Genomic DNA, 21,331 nt, shown 5'->3' with positions numbered 1-21,331 from the left:
GTACGATACAGAATAAAATCATGAAAAAGTCACCCGGTCGACCCAGAAAATTTAACGAGGAGGAGGTGCTACAGCGTGCCGCCAAAGTGTTTCTGAATGAAGGATTTGAGGCGTCAAGCTATGAATCGATCTCAGAAGCTATGGGACTGTCAAAGCCGAGTCTGTACAATGCGTTCGGAGATAAACAAGCCTTGTTCACTCGCGTTGTTGCGGAGTATTCCCTTCAGGCTCATGAGTACATCGTCAAGGAATTTTCAGGTGCGGGAACCCTTCAAGCAGCCTGTCAGAAAATGTTGCTTGCCGCGGCTAAGTTTTATTCAACTCCAGACGGTCCGTCTGTAGGTTGCCTTCTTGTTGGCACTGCCCTACCTGCAAGTTCTCAATATGATGAGATTCGCGATACGTTGAGAGATTTCACCAAACGCATGGAGACATCCATAGAAAAAATCATTAACGCAGAATATAGCAAAGATGCAGCAGCTCTCGATCAACACCCCAAGAATATCGCCAGGCACATTAGCAGTTTGTTGTTCGCCTTGGCCGTCCGTGCAAGAATGGGGCTATCACGGAAAAAATTAAACCAAATAGCACTTGAGCTTGCAGAATTTATCTAGTGAAATGAGCATTTTCAGGTCAGAAGTATCCTCTCAGTGCCTTGATAACAGAGTGATATAGCCGATGTGGCGGATAATCTTTGTGATCTCCTCAGACTGCATTGCTTAGAAAAAACTTACCCTTTGCACCTAAGCTATCCAACAACTATTAGGAGAAAATGCCGCCGCTTCAAACTGAGATAACTCGTTAAAGATTGTGTTGTCGAGGTCTGATGCTCTTAAGGGCTATGGCTGTGATGCTGCCATAAAGCACGCCACCCACTGCGCCAAGACAGAGTCCCCTAATAACTAAGACCATTGAAGCCCAAGAAATATCCAAAAACGATCCTGCGATAGACCAGACACCATAAAAGGCAATTGCTCCACCTAGAGTGTAACCAAGTACCCCCATAGTCCACCATAGCCGCCAGTTCGGGGTATGCTGGCGTAAAACTAAAACTTGAGCAATCCCAACGGATATACCTACAGAAATTCCATGGCCGATAAGCAAGATCCCCCACATCAGTGAAGATGGCATTGAATCTACAGAGGAGGGAAAAAACTTCAACGCAATAAAGAGAATTCCCTGACCAGTCATGGCCTGCAAGAGATTACTAAAGGCCGCAAGGGCCGAGCCGACATAGGTCCCTAAACCTGTGGCGACTATCCAGTGCCAGATTTTTAACTGGGGTAAACGCTGCCTAAGGACAGATGCTTGTATCCCCCCTAAAAATAACCCCAATCCCCATCCAGCTGCGGACAGTCCGTTTCCTGTGGGGCCTAATAGCTTCATTGTAAAGATTGACAGCAACGACAGCACAAACCCTAGAACATTGCTCAGAATCCAACGTCTTAGATAGGTCATTTGCATCGTTTTAGCCTCTAACTGTCTGTCGTTGCTCTTATTGACGAGCGATTGGACACGACGACAACAGCAGTTGAGAAATTTGCTTAACTGCTGTTGTCGGCCTACTTGCTAGAGATCCAGACCGCAGTTACCTATTTCCTGATGTACCCAAATAATTTGGATTAGCTAGGGCAGCTCTCCTGTCAGAATCTTCCTACGAGAGGCGATTTTGACCAAAAAGGTGAAGATTAGCTAAGGCGATGCGATCGCACTGTCTGAGGAGGGTGCGATCGCTCGGTCCAAAAGTTATGTAGCTTACTGGCAACTACACATGTCTTATACCAGTAACCAACCCAACGACTCTTTAATCGTCAGCTGTAACTCACTAGCAAACGATGGTACAGCAACAATCTCATCAGAGACATGCTCTATGCTCTACTTGGAGGCGGGCCATGCCCACCCTTCGGAATATCCGTATCCAACGTTTGGAATTACGATGAAAAAGAGTTTCCAACAAAATCGTGCCAAACAACAATGCGATAATTTGATTAATAGTCCCCACCGTAACCCCTATTTATGCAATTGAGGACAACCCAGTAGGCTGGGTTCTAGGGCGGCCTCCCGGCCCTAGCCATGGAAACCCCAGTTTGCCTAGCTAGGATAGCTGTATTACTTCCGGGAAGGGGAACTCGGAGGGACCCCAAGCAACCGGTTTTGGTTCCCTCCGATCACATTATGAATGAAGTTATAAGCCTTACAGATTTTCTCTGATGAATACGAAAGACCCTGCCTCCTGGGAAGGGAGAAATCGACACATTCACATTATTAAATTCCTGCTCCTAACCAAGGATAAGAAGTAAGAAACCCCACCCATTGCCAAAGCACTCAATTCTTGATCGCTGTGATAGATTGAGAATGATAATCATTCCAATTTTGACTTTCCATGGTCAGTCAAGTCTCCCGTCCACAGTCCGCAACCAGCCCCGGTGATGTAGAGCAGCTAGCGCGGCTGCGCCACACCTGTGCCCATGTATTAGCCATGGCGGTGCAAACCCTGTTTCCAGAGACAAAAGTCACCATTGGCCCCTGCACAGATACGGGGTTTTACTACGACTTTGACCGGGCTGACCCATTTACGCCTGAGGATTTAAAGCAGATCACAAAAAAAATGCGGCGCATCATTGGGCAAAATCTACCGATCATTCGTGAAACGGTAGAACGGGATGACATCCGCACTGAGATTGAGCAACTAAACGAACCCTATAAGCTAGAGATTCTGGATGGCATCCCCGCCGATGAACCGATCACCCGATACTACATCGGTTGTCCTGACCCACTGCCAGCCACCGCAGAACCGTCCTTGTTCGATTCACCATCGACGAAAACCTCTGATGCTAATACTGCGACTTGTTGGTGGGATTTGTGCGCAGGCCCTCACCTGAGCCGCACTGGCGAACTACACCCTAAAGCCTTTGCCCTAGAAAGTGTAGCCGGAGCCTACTGGCGGGGCGACGAAACTCAACCGCAGCTCCAACGCATTTACGGCACCGCCTGGGAAACGCCAGAACAATTAAAGGCCTACCTGACGCAGAAAGAGGAAGCCAAACGCCGCGACCATCGCAAACTGGGACAGACATTAAATCTGTTTAGTATTCAAGAGGCGGCGGGAGGCGGACTGGTGTTCTGGCATCCCAAAGGAGCCCGCATGCGCCTGTTGATCGAAGACTACTGGCGTCAGGCTCACCTGCAGGGGGGATATGAATTGCTCTATACCCCCCACATTGCCAATCGCGACCTCTGGCAAACCTCCGGGCACCTGGACTTTTACCAGGAGAATATGTTTGAGCAGATGGCTGTGGAAGCGCAACAGTATCAGCTCAAACCCATGAACTGTCCCTTCCATGTGCTCACCTATCAGCATCAGCTCCATTCTTACCGGGAGTTGCCGATTCGCTGGGCCGAACTGGGTACGGTATACCGCTATGAGCGCTCTGGGGTGCTCCATGGTCTGATGCGCGTTCGCGGCTTTACCCAGGATGATGCGCACATTTTTTGTTTGCCAGAGCAGGTAACAGAGGAGATTTTAGGGGTGCTAAACCTAACAGAACAAATTCTGTCGGACTTTGGCTTTACCGACTATGAGGTGAATCTCTCCACCCGTCCGGCCAAGTCTGTGGGCAACGACGACATTTGGGAACTGGCCACTTCAGCATTGAAAAAAGCACTGGATATCAAAGAGTGGGCCTACGTGATTGATGAGGGGGGGGGTGCCTTCTACGGTCCCAAAATCGATATTAAGATCAAGGATGCTATTGGTCGGCTATGGCAGTGCTCCACAATCCAAGTAGACTTTAACCTGCCGGAGCGATTTGACTTACAGTACGTCGCGGCGGATGGCTCTCGACAGCGTCCGATTATGATTCACCGGGCTATTTTTGGCTCCCTGGAACGATTCTTCGGCATTTTGGTGGAGAACTATGCGGGGATGTTTCCCCTGTGGCTGGCTCCGGTGCAAGTACGACTGTTGCCGGTGAGCGATGCTCAGCGAGACTATGCCAATCAGGTGGCCCAGACATTGCAACAACAAGGTTTCCGAGTGGAGGTAGATACCAGCGGGGAGCGTCTGGGTAAACAAATTCGCACCGCAGAATTAGAGAAGATTCCGGTTATTTCTGTGATCGGTCAGCGAGAAGTGGATTCTCAGACATTGGGTGTTCGCACCCGTCAGAGTGGTGATTTGGGAGCCCTGACAGTGCCAGACGTGATCGAGAAATTACAAGATGCGATCGCGCAAAAGACTATCTGTTAGTCATTCTTTTCAGTTTCTCAAACGTCAAAGTGAACCGATGAGGTTTCACAAAGTTGTTCAAGTAATGAGGTAAACGTCCATGGCTATCGTTCAGCACTACGCAACCAATTGTCTAGAAAACGTCAAGGTGATGCTGATTTCTCCAAGCCAAACGCTAGCATCATCGACGGTGGAATATTGCATTGCCAGCGGATTTGTCAAAATCATGCCCGCTGATGGCCGCACCTTGATTACCCACATCAGCAACGTCGTTATTGAGGTGGAATCATGAATCTGTTTTCTCAGTCTCGCCCAAAACCTAATCTAGCCGCGTTGCAACAGATCAAGACCTGGGTTTACGACCTTCTGAAGCTCGACCCGGATATTGGCATCTCGGTGAGCCAACTTCAGTGCAAAGAACCCGACTGTCCGCCAATTGAAACCGTCATTACTATTTTGAGCCAGCCAGCCCAGCAGTACAAAATCCACAAAGCGTTAGATGATATTGAGCTAGATGATTTAATTCGTCTATTTCAAACTGAGTAGCCCGTCCGTAGTTTCTGACCGTAGCTACGGTCAGAGTGTGCCACGGGAGCACTCATCTACTTCTCTGAGCGCCCCGTGGACTCACGGTCACGCTCGTATTGTCTGGTGAATGCAAAAGGGGGTAACCAAGATTCGCGTCGGATTGTCCAAAGTTCGTAAGTGGGCCTAAGTTGATCAGGTGCGTCCAGGGATCCTAAGTTCACTTCGATTTCGTCTGCGGTGCATGAGTAAACAGACGATCCGCAGCGGGGGCAGAAAAACCGCCCGACGTAGTCGCGGGTTTCGCCCGTGATCGTCACCGCATTCTGCGGGAACACCGCAGAAGCGTGAAAAAGGGCACCATGATGCTTACGGCAGTCGAGGCAGTGACAAAGGCCAACCCGGTATGGGAGTCCCGTCGCCACAATTCGGACATTGCCGCACAAGCAACCGCCGGTGAATCGATCCATGCTGCATCTCCTCTAAAATCAAGCAGTCGGAATGGTTACAACGAGTAGCACTAATACGTTGCTCTTGGAAATTCCATGCTGAACAGATTCACCCAATCGGTGAACACTTCGATGTGATTGAACGGCGTACCTGTTCGGTCATTAGTCTCAGATCGAGAAGCAAGTTTTGATACCTTGCTGTAATCGTTGTGACAGAGCCGCAATTGCAAAGAATTGTTTAGGTGCTGCGATTGTAGTTCCATAAGGTCATCTAAATATAGCGCCCAGGAAAAATGATTATCATTATCATTGCCGTGTAAACTCTGAAAAGTTGTTTAGGTCTAGGATTTTTTCCTTGCACCTATAGAGGAGTCAGTCATTGACATGGTTTCAATCCTAAATTCCACCGTTTCTTCAGCAGGCACTGTTTCAGAGCCGCTTTCAATCAGCGCTCTCTTAACGGACACTGATGTTGTTTCCCTAGAAGAACTACCGCCAATCTGGCAGCGCATCGCCAACCGCGAGGTAGCGGTGGGTCACCCTGAGCCGGATTTTCTAGTAGTGCTAGCGCGGTTGTTTCTAACCAAGGCAACGGACCGCAGTCCCGAGGTCTTTCGGGAGGGGTTTGACTTCCAAGCCTTCTACCGGCAAGGGGCTATGTCAACCTTAGAGTTTTTCGGTCAGGACTTCAGGACTACGGCTTACCCTGACTTCAATCAGGTAATGCAAACAGCCAGAGCAACTGACGGGGCCGAAAGAGTCGTAGCTTTTGTGCGGGACGTTTTCTCTCGGTTAGGCTATGCTTTACCAGCTTGTTTCTACTGGATGCTGCTGTGTCCAATTGAGCGAGCGTCAATCCACGAGGCTCGTCCAATGTTTTTCGACCCTCATATGCAAGGAGTGAAGCGGGCCTATGACGCCTGCCTGCATAGTCTGAATGTAACGGCAGTGCAAATGCTAGTGCAATCGTGTGCTAGTCGTCAGGGGCTGTTGATTCAACACGGCTGTGGCTGCGACCATTCGCTGGCTCAGCTAATTCCAGGCTCAGCAGAAGTTACGTTTGCTTTTGAAAGCGAGCTGGGGCGTCGCAAGGCAATAACGGCTTATCTCTGGCGCTGTTGGAATGAATATTTGCTGTTTCCGTTAGGGGTTCACGCTAAAAGTTTGGCCTTGTAAACACCTTTGCCGTCAAGGTGGCTACGGCAAAGGTTTACGAAAACTTAGTTTCTACCCCCCCGACCTGTTTGGGCTACCGTGTATACATAAGTCAGAGAATATCGCTAGAACCATTGATTCTAAAGGGTTTTAAATATTTACTAAAGCTACTAATTGAGTCTCAATCATCAATTCTATTGAGAAAGCTTTAGGAGGTATCAAGCTATTTAGGACCATAACTCTCGGTTTAATTCAATAGTCTCGTAGATGTGTATAGGCAGTAGCCGTAGGGGGGCTGTTGTTTTTAACAATTTCCACCAATAAAGACAATTGCATTACTGGCTGGGTTGAGCCTTGGCGAATTGCGATCGCAGGTGCTGGTATCAGTGGGTTTGCCATTCTCGGTCACTTAGTCACTCAACTACGTGACCAAACAGAGAGGCCTATACAGATATCTCTCTTTCAGCCAGAGCGTACCTACCAAGAGGCTAATCTGACCAAGGCTCAGAAAACTCGGCTGGCTCATTTCAAGACACTAAATAAGCAAACATTCATCGGTGGCGGACAGGTTTACGACCCGATGCAGCCCGCCTTGTTCACCTTCAACGGCGGCAGTGCTGTCCGCGGGTTTGACTTTGCCCAACAGCGCTTCGACACAGCGAACTACTTCAACTGGATGCAGGCCAATCGTGACCTGCTAGCGGTGCTATACCCTGATTTTGCTCCAGAGCAGGGACAACAGCGTCATCCTGACCATAACCTGGACGATCTTCACGGAACCAGTCCCCGAGGAGCCTACGGCCTCTATCTAGACGAGCAGTTTCGGAGGCTGGTGGCCCACCTGCCTAGCCACATCATGGTGCAGACGATTCCTCAAGCGGTACAAAGCTTTGTCCCTTCCGAACAGAGGGTTCACGTGCAGACGGCAACCGCGTCTTATCAGGTCAATCAGCTCGTGTGTACCATCGGCCATCGGTTTGCACCAATTCGCCCTGAGTGGCAGGGACAGGTATTTGCGGCGTATCCGTGCGATCGCTACGGGGCGGAGTTGCCTGCCCATCTGACGATAGTAGGTGCAGGACCATCGGGTATAGAGGTGGCCTTGCATGCACTGCACAACCTGGGAGTAGAGCGAGTCAGTCTGGTGAGCCGCCGAGGCTATGCCCGACTGCCTCAGATAGAACCTGCTGTATCGTACACTTGCCCCTGGCTGACGCGGCAGCAGATGCAGCGCAATCCTACAGCTCGGTGGGCGCAATACTTGCTGAGACAGTCACTTCTCACGGCCTACCAAGTGAGTGATATCGCTTATCCGGGATGGGAGGCAATGCTACACATCGAGAATTATGGCTGTTTTCTCGCTGACTACCTACAACAGGCAACCCCAGCCCACCCCCTAGCCCGTTTAGCCCGTCCAGTAATGTCTTTCTACGGTCAGACGAAGGACCTGCTGCCAAGCGACGAGCGGGTAAAATTGCGGCAACTGTTAAGCAGTGTGAAACATCTGTTTGCAACCCAGTCGTGGGCTTGTGCTGAGCTGATGCTAGCGGCGATGCAGGCTGGGCGTTTGTCTTTGCAAGCTGGCACATTCTTGAACCATTGCGAAACGCCAACGATTGTATGGCCTGACAGCAAGCAGTGGCAGCCAAACTCCGTGATTTTAGCTACCGGCTTCGATAGCCAGATTGCACCGATTTATAGTCTGGCTGTTGCCCAGGGTGCAGCGGTAGTCGACGACAGTGGTAAGCTAGCGGTCAACTCGACCACGGGGGCACTGATCGACGCGTATGGGACGACTACAAACTGTTACCAAATCGTAGGAACATCGCTGAGTTCAGTTGATCGACAAGCCGCTCAGACTGCCAAGGCTCTGGTTCAGCAGATGGCTCTGTCGCAAGAAACATCAGTCTGACCTCCTCGAAGCCTTTCCCTTTGGTCGTTTCGATCCATACCCATTGAGACGTTATTGGTCTGCCCGTGTAACCGTAACCTGACAGCCCCTAGACAAAGAATTTGATAATGATTATCATTCTCGTATCTTCAGTAATTCGGGTAACCCAGTGTGAGCCATCCCCAAACGGATCAGTCCTATGACGTTGTGATTGTCGGCGCGGGAGCCGCCGGTATTGGTTGTGGCGTTGTGCTCAAAGAGCTGGGTCTAGAGCACTTCACAATTTTAGACCGACACCAGGTGGGCGCTTCCTTTAGCCGCTGGCCTGAGGAGATGAACTTCATCACCCCGTCATTTCCCAGCCATGGCTTTGGGCTGCTCGACCTGAATGCAGTCACATTGAAGACTTCGCCTGCGATCGCATTTCGCCGCGAACACATTAGCGGCAAACAGTATGCACTGTACTTGCAGACCGTTGCCGATCACTTTGAGCTGCCGATTCAGACCGAGGTAGATGTGCAGAGCGTTACACATTTGCCCCAGGGAGGGTTTACCCTGCACACCAGCAGCGGTGAAATATCCACACAGTTTGTCATTTGGGCCGCCGGAGAATATCAATATCCCCGTCTCAATACCTTCCCAGGGGCAGAGCACTGTGTCCACAATAGTCAAATTCAGTCGTGGACCGATTTAGAAGGGGATGAATTCATCATCATCGGCGGCTATGAAAGCGGTATGGATGCAGCGGCCAATTTAGTGGCCATAGGAAAGAAAGTTGGCGTGCTTGATCGCACCGGAGCCTGGGCAAATCCCGACACCGACCCCAGCGTATCCCTATCGCCTTACACCCTGCAGCGTCTGGAATTTGTCTATAACACCGGTCGCCTGGACCTAGTGGGTAACGCCCCCATTGAAGAGGTCAAACCCATTTCCGGTGGTTATGCGGTCTACAGCGAATACCAGAAGTGGGTAACGGCCCATCCCCCGATTCTCTGCACCGGTTTCGACACCAGTTTGAAACAGATTTCCCCACTGTTCGACTGGTCCAAAGGCTATGCAGCCCTCACGGAAAATGACGAATCTACCCTTACCCCAGGTCTGTTTGTGAGCGGTCCCTCCGTCCGCCATGGCGACCTGATTTTTTGTTTTATTTATAAATTTCGTCAGCGGTTTGCCGTCATCGCCAATGCGATCGCCCAGCGCCTCGGCATTGACCCCACCCCCCTCGATGCCTACCGCCAGGCCGGACTCTTTCTCGACGATCTCTCCTGCTGCGACAACGACTGCATTTGTTAGCAAGTTTTGAATTTTGAATTCTTCTCCTCAGCTACCAACTCAAAACTAAGGACTAAGGACTAAGAACTAAGAACTTGCACCTTTCTCCTCTCCCTTCTCCTCTTCTCTCCATGCCCAAGTCAGGTGTCAGGAAGTACCCCATCCCCCCATCTACTCACCCCTTCCCACTCCCCATGCCCAACACCTTGCCTGCCCAACGCACCATCGTCCTCATCGGCAAAGAAAGTACCGGCAAATCTGCCCTAGCGGCGGCCCTCACCGGCCAATGCCCCACCAGTACCAATATTCAGGGTTCAACCATTGCCTGCGATCGCTATCGGTTAGGCGATGCTCTCTTGATCGACACCCCAGGCATTCTCTTTCATGCCGACACCGACACCACCCGAACGGCCCTGGCCCAACTCCAGGCCCATGACACCATTGTGTTGTTGGTCAAAGCCACACATATCGATGATGACCTGGCGGACCTACTACCGTTAGTTGCCGGGAAGCAAGGGTTGGTAGTGGTCACCTTCTGGGATAAGGTCATGGCCTCTGAGTTTACCCAGCAGGTGGTGAAACGTTGGGAACAAGCTGCCCAGGTGAGATTTATTCCGGTGGATGCTCGCCATTTAAGTTCGGATCAGCGTCAACAGATTCTAGGGGCACTCCAGACACCGACCGTTTTTCCCCAACAGTGGCACCCGATCCCAGCGGGTTGGTACATTGAACCCCATCCTACCTGGCTAGAACATCGGCGCTGGGGCTGGTTGTTGGCTGTGCTCTTGTTGTTGTTGCCTGCCGTTCTCGCCGTTGGTGTGGCCAATGGGGTGGCGGGGGTGCTGGACTCCCTTGTACAGGCTGGATTAGATCCTCTGATTACGGTTCTGTCTCAAACACCATCACTGCTACAAGAGATTTTGATTGGCCGCTATGGCCTGGTCACCATGGGGCCGCTGTTATTTGTCTGGGCGGTGCCTACGGTGATTCTGTACGCTCTGTTTTTAGGCGCGTATAAAGCAAGTGGGTTAGTGGAACGCATTACCGTAGCGCTGCACCCACTCCTGCGACCGTTTGGCCTATCCGGGCGAGATTTGGTACGGGTGATTATGGGATTTGGCTGCAATGTGCCCGCCGTGATCAGTACTCGTGCCTGTTCCAGCTGTTCTCGGCAGACTTGTGTGAGTGCGATCGCATTTGGTGCGGCCTGTTCCTACCAGTTTGGAGCCACCCTGGGTGTGTTCAGCGCAGCCAATTTGCCCGGTTTAGTGGTGCCCTATCTGGGCTATTTAACCCTGACCACCCTGATCTATACCCGTCTGATTGCGCCCAAAGCCGCCCGCTCGGTCCACAATACACTGATGATCGAACAGCGCACCTTTTTAGAAATGCCCCGTTGGTCTGCCATCTGGCATGAAACCCAGGGCACCCTCCACCAGTTTTTCACCAATGCGATTCCCATCTTTTTGGTGATTACAGTGATCGCTTCGGTGCTGGACAGTCTGGGCCTGATCACCCTTCTGGCTGACTGGATTAATCCCCTAATGGGGTTGTTTAATCTGCCCCCAGAGGCGGCTGTACCCGTTATTTTGGCCTCAATTCGCAAAGACGGATTGTTACTTTTTGCCGAACCGGGCACCTTGGCCGTATTCACACCCCTGCAAATCTTGACGGGCGTGTACCTGGCTGGAGTGTTGCTGCCCTGCCTGGTCACCGCACTCACCATCGCCCGCGAACAGTCAGTACAGTTTGCGGTAAGGCTGATGGCTCGGCAGGCGATCGCCGCGATCTCGTTTTCAATGCTGCTGGCCTGGGTAGGCCGCTGGGGGTGACCAAAACCAATGCAGTGTTTAGACTGCGACAACAGCTTAATGTATTAGTAAAATGGCAAGTAGAGGAACGGTAGCGTAGTCCTCGTACTCCTCTTATGGGAATCTGAAAATGGTACAAACTCCTTCTAAAACGCTGACGCTCGAAGAATTTCTACAGTTACCAGAAACAGAACCGGCTAGCGAGTACATTGATGGACTGATCATCCAAAAACCAATGCCACAAGGAGAGCATAGCGTCATTCAAACTGAATTAGCGCCCGCCATTAATTTGGCCGTCAAACCCCAGCAAATTGCCCGCGCTTTCACAGAATTACGCTGTACTTTTGGTGGACGCTCCAGTGTACCCGATATTGCTGTATTCCTATGGGCTAGAATTCCACGCAAGGAAAATGGCGGGGTGGCCAACGTTTTTGCAATTGCTCCAGATTGGACAATCGAAATTCTTTCACCGAATCAGAGCCAAACTAAAGTCACTAAAAATATTCTGCACTGCCTGAACCATGGCACTCAGATGGGGTGGTTGATTGATTCAGATGAACAATCCGTTTTGGTTCATCGACCGGATCAGCCGACTGTGGTTTGTGACGAACCAGAAATGCAGTTGCCAGTACCGGAATTTGCTAGAAACTTTAACCTCACAGTAAAAGAGCTGTTTAACTGGTTAATAGAGTAAAACTGAGAACACTATCTGTCTGCCGATCATCTCAATAAAATGCCTGCTCGCTATCATCAGTCGTGATTCCGCGATCGCGTTTTCAATGCTGCTAGCTTGGATAGGCGGCTGGCTAGCCAGATAAGAGCTAATGCCAGCTAGCCATTAGCTCTACGTTTTAACCCTCTCAGCGCCGTCAATCGTTAATAATTCAGCGGTCTCCATACAGACTTGGCTTGCCCCCTAGAGCGCTGCAAACGGCGAGCCAGCAGTGCGATCGCACCCATTCCGACTAATGCACCTGGTTCAGGCACCTGGGTGGCAATCATCCGTTGACCGAGTTGTTCGCCTGCTCCCGGATCATCCAGAAGCTGTGCCCGCGTACGGGTAAAGAAAGCCACATCGAGGTGAGTGCCAAAGCCTATCGGCAGATCAGGAAATTCATCGCCAAAATCAGTCAGGTGAACATGGGGGACGGGTTCTCCATCCGGAGCCGGAGCCGCCGACCAGAAGTTTAGCCCCGTTGCCCCGATGGCCTCCCCTGCTTCATCAAATAGGACGGTGTATTCTCCAATATCAATGCCATTTGGCTCATTAAAAAAGCCATCTTGCAAAATTTCACCCGTTTGGGTATCGAAATTAAAGTTGAACCCCGAATAGGTGAGGTGATTATCCTCAAACGCTTGAATCAGATTGCCTTGGGGATCATAGAAGGCGATGTCAAATGCCTCTAAATCGTCACCTCGCACAATTCCGTCTTCATAGGTTTGGGCATCGTCGTAGCTAAATTGCCCCTCAGCGCCATAACCCAGAATTTGCCCCGTCCATGAAAGGCGAAAGGTGACCGCCTGAGCTGGAGCCAGGGTACCTAGACTAAGGGCCGTGCCGATTGCAATCGCACCACCTAGCTTGCCGGTAAGGGAAACGATTGACTTGCCAAAACTGGACATCGAGAAAACCTCAATCTCTAATTAGAATGATTATCATTCTCACAATATGCGAATATACAGAGGTGGATGTGAACTCTTTGTAAAGTTGGTGTCTACGAATGTAAAGCAGACCGAGAAAGAGGCTTCCGCAGTTCCTAAATCAACGGCCAATCAACGCCCTCAGGCTCAACTGAGGCAACCTATTTGCTCTAGACCCGATTTGTCATTGTTACTCTCTGTCCTATGTCATCTCCATTTGTTGCCCGTACCTCGGTTGAAGCTGTCGAAGAGGGGGGGCTCCTGGCTCCTAAGTTTGACGCCCATGGGCTTATCCCCGTTGTCACCACAGATGCTGACACCGGGGAGGTTTTGATGCACGCCTACATGAACGAAGCCGCATTGTTAAAAACCCTGGAAACAGGTGAAGCTCACTACTACAGCCGCAGCCGTCAGCGGCTCTGGCACAAGGGAGCCACCAGTGGTTTGGTGCAAAATGTGCAGCAATTGTTGATTGACGATGATCAAGATTGCCTATGGATGAAGGTCAAAGTGGCCGGTTCAGGGGCCAGTTGCCATGTGGGCTATCGCTCTTGCTTTTACCGCGAAATTTCTCTTGGCGAGGGCGATCTAGCGGCCAATGGTCCCGTTACTCTCACCTTTACAGAAACCTCCAAAACGTTTAACCCCGTCGCCGTCTATGGGGATGCGTCTAATCCCACTCAACTTTAAACTGAAGGACAGTAAACTGAGGACAGTACCATGCCGCTGCGTCACCAACCCGCTCCACCCACTCCCTGGGATAGCGATCTGGATCAACCTGATATTGCTGCATCTGCCTATGTCCATCCTCAGTGCAGTCTGATTGGAGATGTGCAACTGGGTGAAAATGTAATGGTCGCCCCCAATACCTCTATTCGTGCGGATGAAGGGGCTCCCTTTTACATTGGTGCGAATACCAATATTCAGGATGGGGTGGTTATCCATGGGTTAGAGCAGGGACGCATTTTAGGGGATGACCAGCAAGCCTACTCGGTATGGATTGGCCATGATACCTGCATTACCCACATGGCGTTGATCCATGGTCCCGCTTACGTTGGCAACGAGTGTTTTATTGGCTTTCGCTCGACGGTGTTTAATGCCCAGGTGGGCCACGGCTGCATTGTTATGATGCATGCCCTGATCCAGGATGTGGAGATTCCCGCCGGTAAGTATGTGCCTTCAGGAGCGGTGATTACCACACAGCAAGCTGCTGACCGGTTGCCGGATGCTAACGATAGCGATCGCAGCTTCTCTCACCATGTGGTCGAAATCAATCAAGCCTTACGGGCCGGATATCGCTGTGCAAACGATATCGCCTGCGTCACCCCTTTTCAGAATGCGGTCTCCGGTAATGGCTCTCGATCGATGCCGCAAAATGGCAAGGCGGCTCCGTTACAGACAGACATCATAGACATCATCCGGCAACAACTCCACCAAGGCCACCGCATTGGCCTGGAATTTGCCGATGCAAGACGATTCAACGTGGGTTCTTGGCAGAGTGGCCCGACAATTACCAGTGCCCATGAGGCTCAGGTGCGAACCCAGGTGGAACAGTTTTTGGCCAGTCATCCTGGTGACTATGTAAGATTGTTGAGCATTGACCCTAGGGCAAAACAGCGTCAGCTAGAGAAAATAATTCAAAAGCCAGAGTAAGCATCAAAGGTTAAATCATTGGCCAGTAAGGGATGCGAATTTTGAAATCCCGATGGATACGGATATTCCAACAATGTCGTGCCAAACAACAATGCGATAACCTGATTAATCGACCCCGCCGTAACCCCTACTTTAATGCAATTGAGGACAACCCAGTAGGATGGGTCCTAGGGCGGCCTCCTGGCCCTAGCCATAGGGGTTTGGGGAACTCGGAGGGACCCCAAGCAACCGGTTTTGGTTCCCTCCGATCATATCTCGATTAAGTATGAACGAAGTAATAAGCCTTACAGATTTTCTCATACTCGGATCAAGAAACTGGTAAATTTGTTATCCATCCCAATCACAACAGCTATGAAGCCGCCCAAAATTAGTCCTGTCATTACCTCCCGCCTGGGGCGTCGCGCTTTTCTCGCGATGACAGGGGTTATGATCGGCACAGCCGCCAGCGGTAGCCTTTGGAGTCCTGCGGCCCATGCTTACGATGTTACCCTCTCGCCAACGAACCCAAGGCTGGGCGATACTATCTCAGTAGTGATCTCCGGCGCTTCAGCGGCTAGTACTGCCCCGGTTGTTTCGGTCAATGGCACTGATTATCCCAGTTTTCTGGTATCCGGCAATCGCTACCGAGCCTTTATTCCCACCAGTCCGCTGGATACTCCCGGACGTCTGACGTTGGATGTTTCTGCGGCAGGCTCATCGCGCCGCCTAACGGTAAACCTGGCGGGTCGCTCCTTTGCCACCCAGCGCATTTGGCTTCCGGCGGGTAGCACCGACCTGGGGACCGATCACGAATTTGACCGCGTTGCCGAATTTAAGCGCATTGTCACGTCAGAGCGTCACTGGCAAGGGACTCTAGTTCGTCCTAGCCAGGGCTACGTCAGTACTGTATTTGGCGTCCGGCGATATTACAACGGCGAGTTCGCCGAAAACTATTACCACCGAGGTGTGGACTATGCTGCTGCTACCGGCTCACCAGTTGTTTCTCCAGCGGCGGGCACCATCCGGCTAGTGGGGCGAGTGGTTGATGGTTTTGAACTGCACGGCAACACCATCGGTATTGACCACGGTCAGGGTGTGTTGAGTATTATGATTCACCTGAGCCGCATAGACGTTGCTGAAGGAGACTTTGTCACCGCTGGACAGGTGATCGGCGGCGTGGGGTCAACGGGGGCATCAACTGGCCCGCACCTGCATTGGGGCCTTTATGTGAATGGGGTGGCCGTGGATCCGGTTCCCTGGCGTTTTGAAGGTGTTGAGTAGTCTTTATGAGCTTTACTCTGGCGTAATAATATTATCGAGACCAAGATGCTTCACAAAGGGGAGAAAGTCTCGATCTGAGAATAATAAAGAATGTTTCTCTTCAATACAGAACGTGGCAATAATCACGTCGATTGTTTTTCGAATGGTGATGCCTTGCTTTCTTAGGGTGCGAAAATTATCGGCACTTCTTATTGCTAAGTGGGTATTCGTGAGTTGAAATACGGTCAATGATAATAGGAGGTTTTTAGCTGTTGCATAGTCTTTATCCTGGCGAAAACCTTGCAAGACTTCTGTCAAAATAATGTCGCCAATGGCCAGCGGCTGTATGCCTAAAAGTTGATCTAGTCGTTCGACAGCAGGGGTATCTTGACCATTAAAGTAATCAATCCAAACGCTGGAATCGACTAGAATCATGTGTCTGTTCTCATCCGATTGAGGTCACCTTCCCAAGGTAACTTGCCTCGAAAGGCTTTGATTTTTTCTTGTTTTTTGAGTTGTATCAGCATTTTTAGGGCTAATTCGATGACTTGATCGGTAGCGGTTAGACCAGTAGTTTGTAATGCATCGGCGATTAAGGCTTCGTCTATTTCAACGCTGGTTTTCATGATTTTCTTAATAGATTAGCTTTAGGTTGTTTGAGTATTAGGCTATAAATCATTGCTACAAATAGCTATCAACTACAGTGATAGTTCATCTGCATTATAACCAAGTAACTATGATGATCAAGCGTAACCATCTATTCCGTTACAAGCACTTTTCAAGGAGAAAAATTAAGCAATACAAATCAAGATCAATCAAAATCGACTGAAAGATAGTATTTCTCTATATCATCTCTCGTAAAAGGCATATTTTGAGTGAACTTCATACCACCACCAACTGGTCTAATCGTTAAGTTCAAGTCAAATTCTTCTTGTTCAAGAAAGGTCCTGTAAACATTTTGATTCAATATCTCTGCCGAAAAAGTAGCTGTAGAATCAACTTTGATCAAATATTTTTCTGATTCGGGAAGATCTAGATTTATTGGAGAAAGCTTATATTTTCCTATCATATGTCTAGCGCCTGGACCAGGAAACCACAGAAAAAAATCACCTCGTGAGCCAATTGTAATATCGTCGTTGGTATGATTTGCAACTTTAACAGTTATTAATGGAATCTCTTGAACAACTTGCGATTCGACTTCGGAAGAGAAAGTACTGTTCCACCATTTCTTAAACTCGTCGGTGAAAGCACCACTTACAGCCATTCCTGCTGGAATACCAATTAGACCAACTAACGCAACGATAAGTGCAGCTATAGCAATTCGTCTATCCCAGTTAATGCCCTTCTTGGCATCAGAATCAGGAACGACGGTTACTTGGCTATTGGTTTCACCACTTGTTCCGATAGGAGCATTAATAGGTGAGTTTGGCGAATTTGAGATATTAATCTCGTTTTTGATTTTGGGTTCATCTTCCATTTTTTTTGCTATCCGATCTACCACTTCTGAGTTTGAGGGTTCTTGGCTAATTACAAACTGAAGAAACTCTTCTGGTTCAAGAGGCCTCCAAGTATTACGTCGAGCTAAACTCTCAGCTTCCAGTAGCCTTGGTTGCAATTTTTCTTTCTGCTCTGGGAGTTCGCGGATAATCTTTTCCAACGCATCACAAGCTTCTGGAGTGCCTCGCGATTGAAGGCGTTGTGGAATGTAGTTTTTCCACATTCTTATACCATCAAACTCTCCTAGCATTTGAGCTTCTACACCTCTAGTCTCCTGTGTTTCAGTTTTAGACTGCTGAACCTCTGGATATTGTTGGGTAAGAAAGATATATAGATCGGCTATATAATCTTCTTTGATTTTCTGTTCAATTTGACCATTACTGGCAGATTGGAATGCAATAGACTCTAATACTTCGCGTCCAAATTCATAATCTTTTTGCACAGCAGACCAAAAAACTTGCCAATTAGAATTGTCAGGGTAATTTAACAGCAAACCAGCAGCAACGATTGCTTTACTCCTCGTTTCGCCAGATTCAGCTACTTTTTCAGAAAGAAAAGACTCAGCAATTCTTTTGGCTTTACCAATATCATGATTAAATAGATCGGTTAGCAAGATCCCCAACATACCAGCATTTAGGTTTTTATCTGGAACTTTGTCAATAATTAAACTGGCTAAATTCTGATCTAACAACTCATTAGTTAATCGATAAACATCATCAGGGTAAGCGGTATGAGGCTGATAGTTTTTGAGCACCATTAAATTCACAAGAGCTTCAATGAATTTATCTGGAACATGTTGATAGGCAATTCTCACTATCTCCTGACAAACTTTATTCTCTTTACTTTCTGTAGTTCTGAAAGGAAAACTTATGGATTTCAGAATGATGGGTATCCATTTTGCCCAAGTATCAGTAGAAATCTTTGAGACGAACTCTGGTTCTTTTTTTGATAGAAGGTATAGGGCTTGATAGCCTGCAAACGGAGGGTGAGAGAAGTTATTTGTACTAAGCCATGTTCGAGTTGCTGGATCTCCAGCATCCAAATAGTTTTTGGCAGCTTCGATAATTCTTGCCTTAGTATTTGCTTCTGCTTCTTTCCACCCAGGTAGTCTTATTATATCTGACTCAAAAACATGGTCGTGGATATATTCTTCGCTGGCTGGTATCAGTGTCATTTCAACAACTATCTGCCACCACAGTTGGGGTTGCCCTGCTTCAACTTTTTCTAAGGCGGTAAGAACTCTTTGCTTGGGTAGCGGATCAAGTGTAGGTTCTGGGTCAGAGGATATTGACCAGTTCTGATACTGTAGATGGCTAGCTTTCGCTTGCTTTGCCTTATCAGAATCTAACTCAATTTCAGTCTCAAATGCTGTTCGTATTGCGGGACTGAGATTACGTGCTTCTAGAATTGCGTCAATATGCGTTGTACTTTTCCAATACAAGTTATGCCAACTTAGGACTTGGTTTAGAAGCTTGACCCAAACATCAACTATTCTGGGTGAATTTTCTGATGTGATCCGTTCGATTATCCACAACACATCTTCAGAACAAATAATGACTATAAGCCATGAGAAATTACTTTCTAATTCTGCAGTTAGTAAAACTATTTTTGCTATTAGTTGCCGACGTTTTTCATCAGACTCCTTTAGCAAAGGCTCCACATCATCATCACGAGTCTGCTCAAAGCTTTCACGAGTAACCCACCCTTGATTAGGTCGATCACCCAGAATTCCATCGTGTTGTTTTAATCTCAGAATAGCTATGCTTGCAAATGCTTCTAGTACACCAGGCTCATTTAGAGCTTGCCATGCTTTCAGCATCACTGAATCAGCCAGTTGTCTAAATGGATAACGTAGGTCATATCTCCGAGGCAATTTCTCAAGCCATTTAAGTACAATTGGCAAGTCAGACAGGCAAAGATGTTCTATAAAATCTCTTGAAATAAAATCTTGATATGCTCCACCAATAATGGAAAATGCGCCCTTCTGTTTGGGTTGTGAGAGATGCTCCAGCAGTTCTTTTACAGTAATGTGTTGTGACCAAATAGCCCGAAGAGCATAGCCTTTGAGATCATCATCTGGATCGTCTCCGGCTTCACCCACAACCAGAGGCTTGAGTTGTGCTTTTGTTTCTTCATCGCCCATAGCACAAACAGTGAAAGCTGCATGTGTCCGAACTATATACAGTTGGTCTGGATCAAGTGTAATATCAGCCAGGCTATCTTGCACTTCTTTTACGTTACAGTCTCGGGTGATATCGATCGCCACTAATCTTGACCACTGATTCTTGGAAGAATCACGAACATGAGATTCTAGTAGTGCTGCTAATCCTGAATAATTTAAATTGCTGTAACGTCGCCGATTATATTCAAGCTTTTCCTCATCATGTAACTTGAGCAATGATTCGACTAATTGTGCTTTATTTTCATCATCGATCGTCGATATATCACTTTTGAGCAACACATCAGGATCAGTTTTCATGATCTCTTGAAATACTTCAGGTATCATACTTGCCAACCAAGCCGTTGTCTCCTGTAACTGAAGAACAACTCTGCGATCGGGATGAATAATTAAATTCAGAATTTGGTTCAAGCTGAGATCGTGCTGTTTCAGATACCATGCGGCTAGGAATTCTGCATAGGTTTGATGTGCCCACCCCATTCGATTCGTACCACGCGAACAGAATAACCCTGTATCTAAAACTTCTCTAATTGCAAGCTCATTGATTGGTAGTTGTCCCTCACTCTGAGTGTTCTTTTTCTCTCCACAAAGTTCTCTAATTAGAATATCTTCATCAAGATTATTATCCCCTAAACCCTGTTCAGTCCAAACCGTAGATCGCAAACAAAAGGTACTAATGGCGGCAATACGGGCTGCTATGACTAGGCGTTTATCAACTGCGAGATTACTTAAGGGTTGTAATGGGTGATGAGTTTCATCTTTCGGCTCTCTGCAAAGTTCACTACACCCATCAAGGTATATGTCAGCTAGCTTCTGGTTATAAGAGAAAGGATTGCTATTATTTCGTTTATTTCGTTGAAGTTTTTTTAGGAGAAACTTCAACGAAATTGGCTTAATTGCCAGTGGCATAAGACCTTTTTGCTGAATTTCCTTCAAACATGCATTGATATCCAAGTTGCAAGCATCAAGTGCGACTTGGATGTCACATAAGTGAAGCGGCTCTAGATCATATATCCCTAAGCTATTTCCCCAAAGATTCTTGAACGTAGTTTCTACAGGTGAAAAGACGGCTGCTCTACAAGCTATTCGTAGATAAAGACGACTGAGATTAGGACGATTTTTAATCTTTAAAGTCTTTTGAAGGAAACCAGTTTTAAGAGCTAAAAGAAGAAGAAGGTTAGGCTTAATATCGCTCTTTTTTAGAAACTGAAACTCATCAAGGTTTCTAAATTCATCAGCCAGCAATGCTGGTAATCTTTGAACTTTTAACCACCCTTGATCTAGACTATCTAGAAATAGGTAGAGACGATGCGTGCCATTTTTCCAATCGGAAAAAATTTGAGAATTGAACAATGTAGCGTAGAGCTTTTCCTCATTACAGTCTTCAAGATCAAGTTGAAGAATTTTATCATCTTCGTCGATGTACGCCCTTTCCTCGTCGATCAGTCTTCTTGTGTAACTTTTCAGACTCTCCATCTCCTGCGATTTACCAATCCCCGGCTCACCCAGCAAGACTAAACAAGGAACGTCAGCGATCGCCTCCAGCTCAACCAGTTCAGAATTATGCCGATGTCCCCATTCTGACTCTGGATCGATCAAATAGTCCCGATCGCCAAGATTAATCTGAGCATTACGAGAACGCCAAAATCGTCTCCAGTTGTAGGTTTGTTTCGACATGCACGATCGCTCTGAAGAAAAACTCCTGCTCCAGGATAACTCCATTCGGAAATCTTGGTGACAAGGGCTACAGCAACTTACAGGAACCTTTTGCGCTCAACCAGGCAGATG

At 48.3% G+C, this 21,331-nt stretch carries 18 protein-coding genes; 12 read left to right on the top strand and 6 right to left on the bottom strand.

Annotation, left to right across the window (positions count from 1 at the left end; genetic code table 11):
* The first annotated feature begins 20 nt into the window (after positions 1 to 20).
* A complete protein-coding gene (locus QGP82_RS26345; RefSeq protein ID WP_163699109.1) occupies positions 21 to 614 on the top strand; it encodes a TetR/AcrR family transcriptional regulator in 594 nt (197 codons plus the stop codon).
* 187 nt (positions 615 to 801) lie between these two features.
* Here QGP82_RS26345 and QGP82_RS26340 read toward each other — a convergent pair whose 3' ends face one another.
* Entirely contained in the window at positions 802 to 1,464 is a 663-nt protein-coding gene (locus tag QGP82_RS26340) for a hypothetical protein (protein WP_163659535.1), read from the bottom strand.
* 919 nt (positions 1,465 to 2,383) lie between these two features.
* On the opposite strand from QGP82_RS26340, the gene thrS reads away from it, so the two are divergent.
* The 3 genes from thrS (at position 2,384) to QGP82_RS26325 (ending at position 4,774) form a co-directional block, all read left to right on the top strand.
* Positions 2,384 to 4,249, top strand: a complete 1,866-nt coding sequence (gene thrS, locus QGP82_RS26335; RefSeq protein ID WP_499061510.1) for a threonine--tRNA ligase — start codon at positions 2,384 to 2,386, stop codon at positions 4,247 to 4,249.
* 79 nt (positions 4,250 to 4,328) lie between these two features.
* The gene (locus QGP82_RS26330; RefSeq protein ID WP_499061509.1) at positions 4,329 to 4,520 is read left to right on the top strand and encodes a hypothetical protein; all 192 of its coding nucleotides are present in this window, start codon (positions 4,329 to 4,331) and stop codon (positions 4,518 to 4,520) included.
* Entirely contained in the window at positions 4,517 to 4,774 is a 258-nt protein-coding gene (locus QGP82_RS26325; RefSeq protein ID WP_163659541.1) for a hypothetical protein, read from the top strand. Before QGP82_RS26330 ends, QGP82_RS26325 begins: the two co-directional genes overlap by 4 nt.
* A gap of 56 nt (positions 4,775 to 4,830) precedes the next feature.
* Here QGP82_RS26325 and QGP82_RS26320 read toward each other — a convergent pair whose 3' ends face one another.
* The gene (locus QGP82_RS26320; protein ID WP_499061507.1) at positions 4,831 to 5,223 is read right to left on the bottom strand and encodes a GFA family protein; all 393 of its coding nucleotides are present in this window, start codon (positions 5,221 to 5,223) and stop codon (positions 4,831 to 4,833) included.
* Between the two features lie 363 nt (positions 5,224 to 5,586).
* Between QGP82_RS26320 and QGP82_RS26315 the strand changes: the two genes are divergently transcribed.
* The 5 genes from QGP82_RS26315 (at position 5,587) to QGP82_RS26295 (ending at position 12,028) form a co-directional block, all read left to right on the top strand.
* Positions 5,587 to 6,378, top strand: coding sequence for a hypothetical protein (locus tag QGP82_RS26315; protein WP_499061506.1), 792 nt, complete (start codon positions 5,587 to 5,589; stop codon positions 6,376 to 6,378).
* Positions 6,379 to 6,655: 277 nt separating this feature from the next.
* Entirely contained in the window at positions 6,656 to 8,269 is a 1,614-nt protein-coding gene (locus tag QGP82_RS26310) for an FAD/NAD(P)-binding protein (protein WP_499061505.1), read from the top strand.
* A gap of 150 nt (positions 8,270 to 8,419) precedes the next feature.
* Positions 8,420 to 9,544, top strand: coding sequence for an NAD(P)/FAD-dependent oxidoreductase (locus QGP82_RS26305; protein ID WP_499061504.1), 1,125 nt, complete (start codon positions 8,420 to 8,422; stop codon positions 9,542 to 9,544).
* 173 nt (positions 9,545 to 9,717) lie between these two features.
* Entirely contained in the window at positions 9,718 to 11,355 is a 1,638-nt protein-coding gene (locus tag QGP82_RS26300) for a nucleoside recognition domain-containing protein (RefSeq protein WP_499061503.1), read from the top strand.
* A 109-nt stretch (positions 11,356 to 11,464) separates the two neighbouring features.
* Positions 11,465 to 12,028: a Uma2 family endonuclease gene (locus tag QGP82_RS26295; RefSeq protein ID WP_499061502.1), complete on the top strand. Its 564-nt coding sequence runs from the start codon at positions 11,465 to 11,467 to the stop codon at positions 12,026 to 12,028.
* 182 nt (positions 12,029 to 12,210) lie between these two features.
* Here QGP82_RS26295 and QGP82_RS26290 read toward each other — a convergent pair whose 3' ends face one another.
* On the bottom strand, positions 12,211 to 12,957 hold the full coding sequence (locus QGP82_RS26290) for a PEP-CTERM sorting domain-containing protein (RefSeq protein ID WP_499061501.1): 747 nt from the start codon (positions 12,955 to 12,957) through the stop codon (positions 12,211 to 12,213).
* Positions 12,958 to 13,179: 222 nt separating this feature from the next.
* On the opposite strand from QGP82_RS26290, the gene hisI reads away from it, so the two are divergent.
* From hisI to QGP82_RS26275, 3 genes are all read left to right on the top strand, one after another.
* Complete coding sequence (gene hisI, locus QGP82_RS26285; protein ID WP_499061500.1) at positions 13,180 to 13,665, top strand: phosphoribosyl-AMP cyclohydrolase; 486 nt, start codon at positions 13,180 to 13,182, stop codon at positions 13,663 to 13,665.
* Positions 13,666 to 13,695: 30 nt separating this feature from the next.
* Positions 13,696 to 14,628: a RuBisCO small subunit-like domain-containing protein gene (locus QGP82_RS26280; RefSeq protein ID WP_499061499.1), complete on the top strand. Its 933-nt coding sequence runs from the start codon at positions 13,696 to 13,698 to the stop codon at positions 14,626 to 14,628.
* Between the two features lie 351 nt (positions 14,629 to 14,979).
* Entirely contained in the window at positions 14,980 to 15,888 is a 909-nt protein-coding gene (locus tag QGP82_RS26275; RefSeq protein WP_499061498.1) for a M23 family metallopeptidase, read from the top strand.
* A 12-nt stretch (positions 15,889 to 15,900) separates the two neighbouring features.
* On the opposite strand, the gene vapC is transcribed toward QGP82_RS26275, so the two are convergent.
* The 3 genes from vapC to QGP82_RS26260 all read right to left on the bottom strand — a co-directional run bounded on the left by vapC (position 15,901) and on the right by QGP82_RS26260 (position 21,220).
* A complete protein-coding gene (gene vapC, locus QGP82_RS26270; protein WP_499061497.1) occupies positions 15,901 to 16,302 on the bottom strand; it encodes a type II toxin-antitoxin system VapC family toxin in 402 nt (133 codons plus the stop codon).
* Entirely contained in the window at positions 16,299 to 16,493 is a 195-nt protein-coding gene (locus tag QGP82_RS26265) for a type II toxin-antitoxin system VapB family antitoxin (RefSeq protein WP_499061496.1), read from the bottom strand. The genes vapC and QGP82_RS26265 overlap by 4 nt, the downstream gene beginning before the upstream one ends.
* A 185-nt stretch (positions 16,494 to 16,678) precedes the next feature.
* Positions 16,679 to 21,220 (bottom strand): NACHT domain-containing protein, encoded by a 4,542-nt coding sequence (locus tag QGP82_RS26260; RefSeq protein WP_499061495.1) that lies wholly within the window; start codon positions 21,218 to 21,220, stop codon positions 16,679 to 16,681.
* Positions 21,221 to 21,331: the final 111 nt, after the last annotated feature.

Source organism: Leptothoe sp. LEGE 181152 (assembly GCF_032906605.1).
Lineage (GTDB): Bacteria > Cyanobacteriota > Cyanobacteriia > Phormidesmidales > Phormidesmidaceae > Leptothoe > Leptothoe turfae.
The sequence above is the reverse complement of the archived record's forward strand: the minus strand, read 5'-3'. Positions and strand labels throughout refer to the sequence as shown.

Bases quoted from the DNA above. Each gene is read 5' to 3' on its own strand.
- QGP82_RS26345 (WP_163699109.1), top strand. From the start codon at position 21: ATGAAAAAGTCACCCGGTCGACCCAGAAAATTTAACGAGGAGGAGGTG.
- QGP82_RS26340 (WP_163659535.1), bottom strand. From the start codon at position 1,464: ATGCAAATGACCTATCTAAGACGTTGGATTCTGAGCAATGTTCTAGGG.
- thrS (WP_499061510.1), top strand. From the start codon at position 2,384: ATGGTCAGTCAAGTCTCCCGTCCACAGTCCGCAACCAGCCCCGGTGAT.
- QGP82_RS26330 (WP_499061509.1), top strand. From the start codon at position 4,329: ATGGCTATCGTTCAGCACTACGCAACCAATTGTCTAGAAAACGTCAAG.
- QGP82_RS26325 (WP_163659541.1), top strand. From the start codon at position 4,517: ATGAATCTGTTTTCTCAGTCTCGCCCAAAACCTAATCTAGCCGCGTTG.
- QGP82_RS26320 (WP_499061507.1), bottom strand. From the start codon at position 5,223: ATGGATCGATTCACCGGCGGTTGCTTGTGCGGCAATGTCCGAATTGTG.
- QGP82_RS26315 (WP_499061506.1), top strand. From the start codon at position 5,587: ATGGTTTCAATCCTAAATTCCACCGTTTCTTCAGCAGGCACTGTTTCA.
- QGP82_RS26300 (WP_499061503.1), top strand. From the start codon at position 9,718: ATGCCCAACACCTTGCCTGCCCAACGCACCATCGTCCTCATCGGCAAA.
- QGP82_RS26295 (WP_499061502.1), top strand. From the start codon at position 11,465: ATGGTACAAACTCCTTCTAAAACGCTGACGCTCGAAGAATTTCTACAG.
- QGP82_RS26290 (WP_499061501.1), bottom strand. From the start codon at position 12,957: ATGTCCAGTTTTGGCAAGTCAATCGTTTCCCTTACCGGCAAGCTAGGT.
- hisI (WP_499061500.1), top strand. From the start codon at position 13,180: ATGTCATCTCCATTTGTTGCCCGTACCTCGGTTGAAGCTGTCGAAGAG.
- QGP82_RS26280 (WP_499061499.1), top strand. From the start codon at position 13,696: ATGCCGCTGCGTCACCAACCCGCTCCACCCACTCCCTGGGATAGCGAT.
- QGP82_RS26275 (WP_499061498.1), top strand. From the start codon at position 14,980: ATGAAGCCGCCCAAAATTAGTCCTGTCATTACCTCCCGCCTGGGGCGT.
- vapC (WP_499061497.1), bottom strand. From the start codon at position 16,302: ATGATTCTAGTCGATTCCAGCGTTTGGATTGATTACTTTAATGGTCAA.
- QGP82_RS26265 (WP_499061496.1), bottom strand. From the start codon at position 16,493: ATGAAAACCAGCGTTGAAATAGACGAAGCCTTAATCGCCGATGCATTA.
- QGP82_RS26260 (WP_499061495.1), bottom strand. From the start codon at position 21,220: ATGTCGAAACAAACCTACAACTGGAGACGATTTTGGCGTTCTCGTAAT.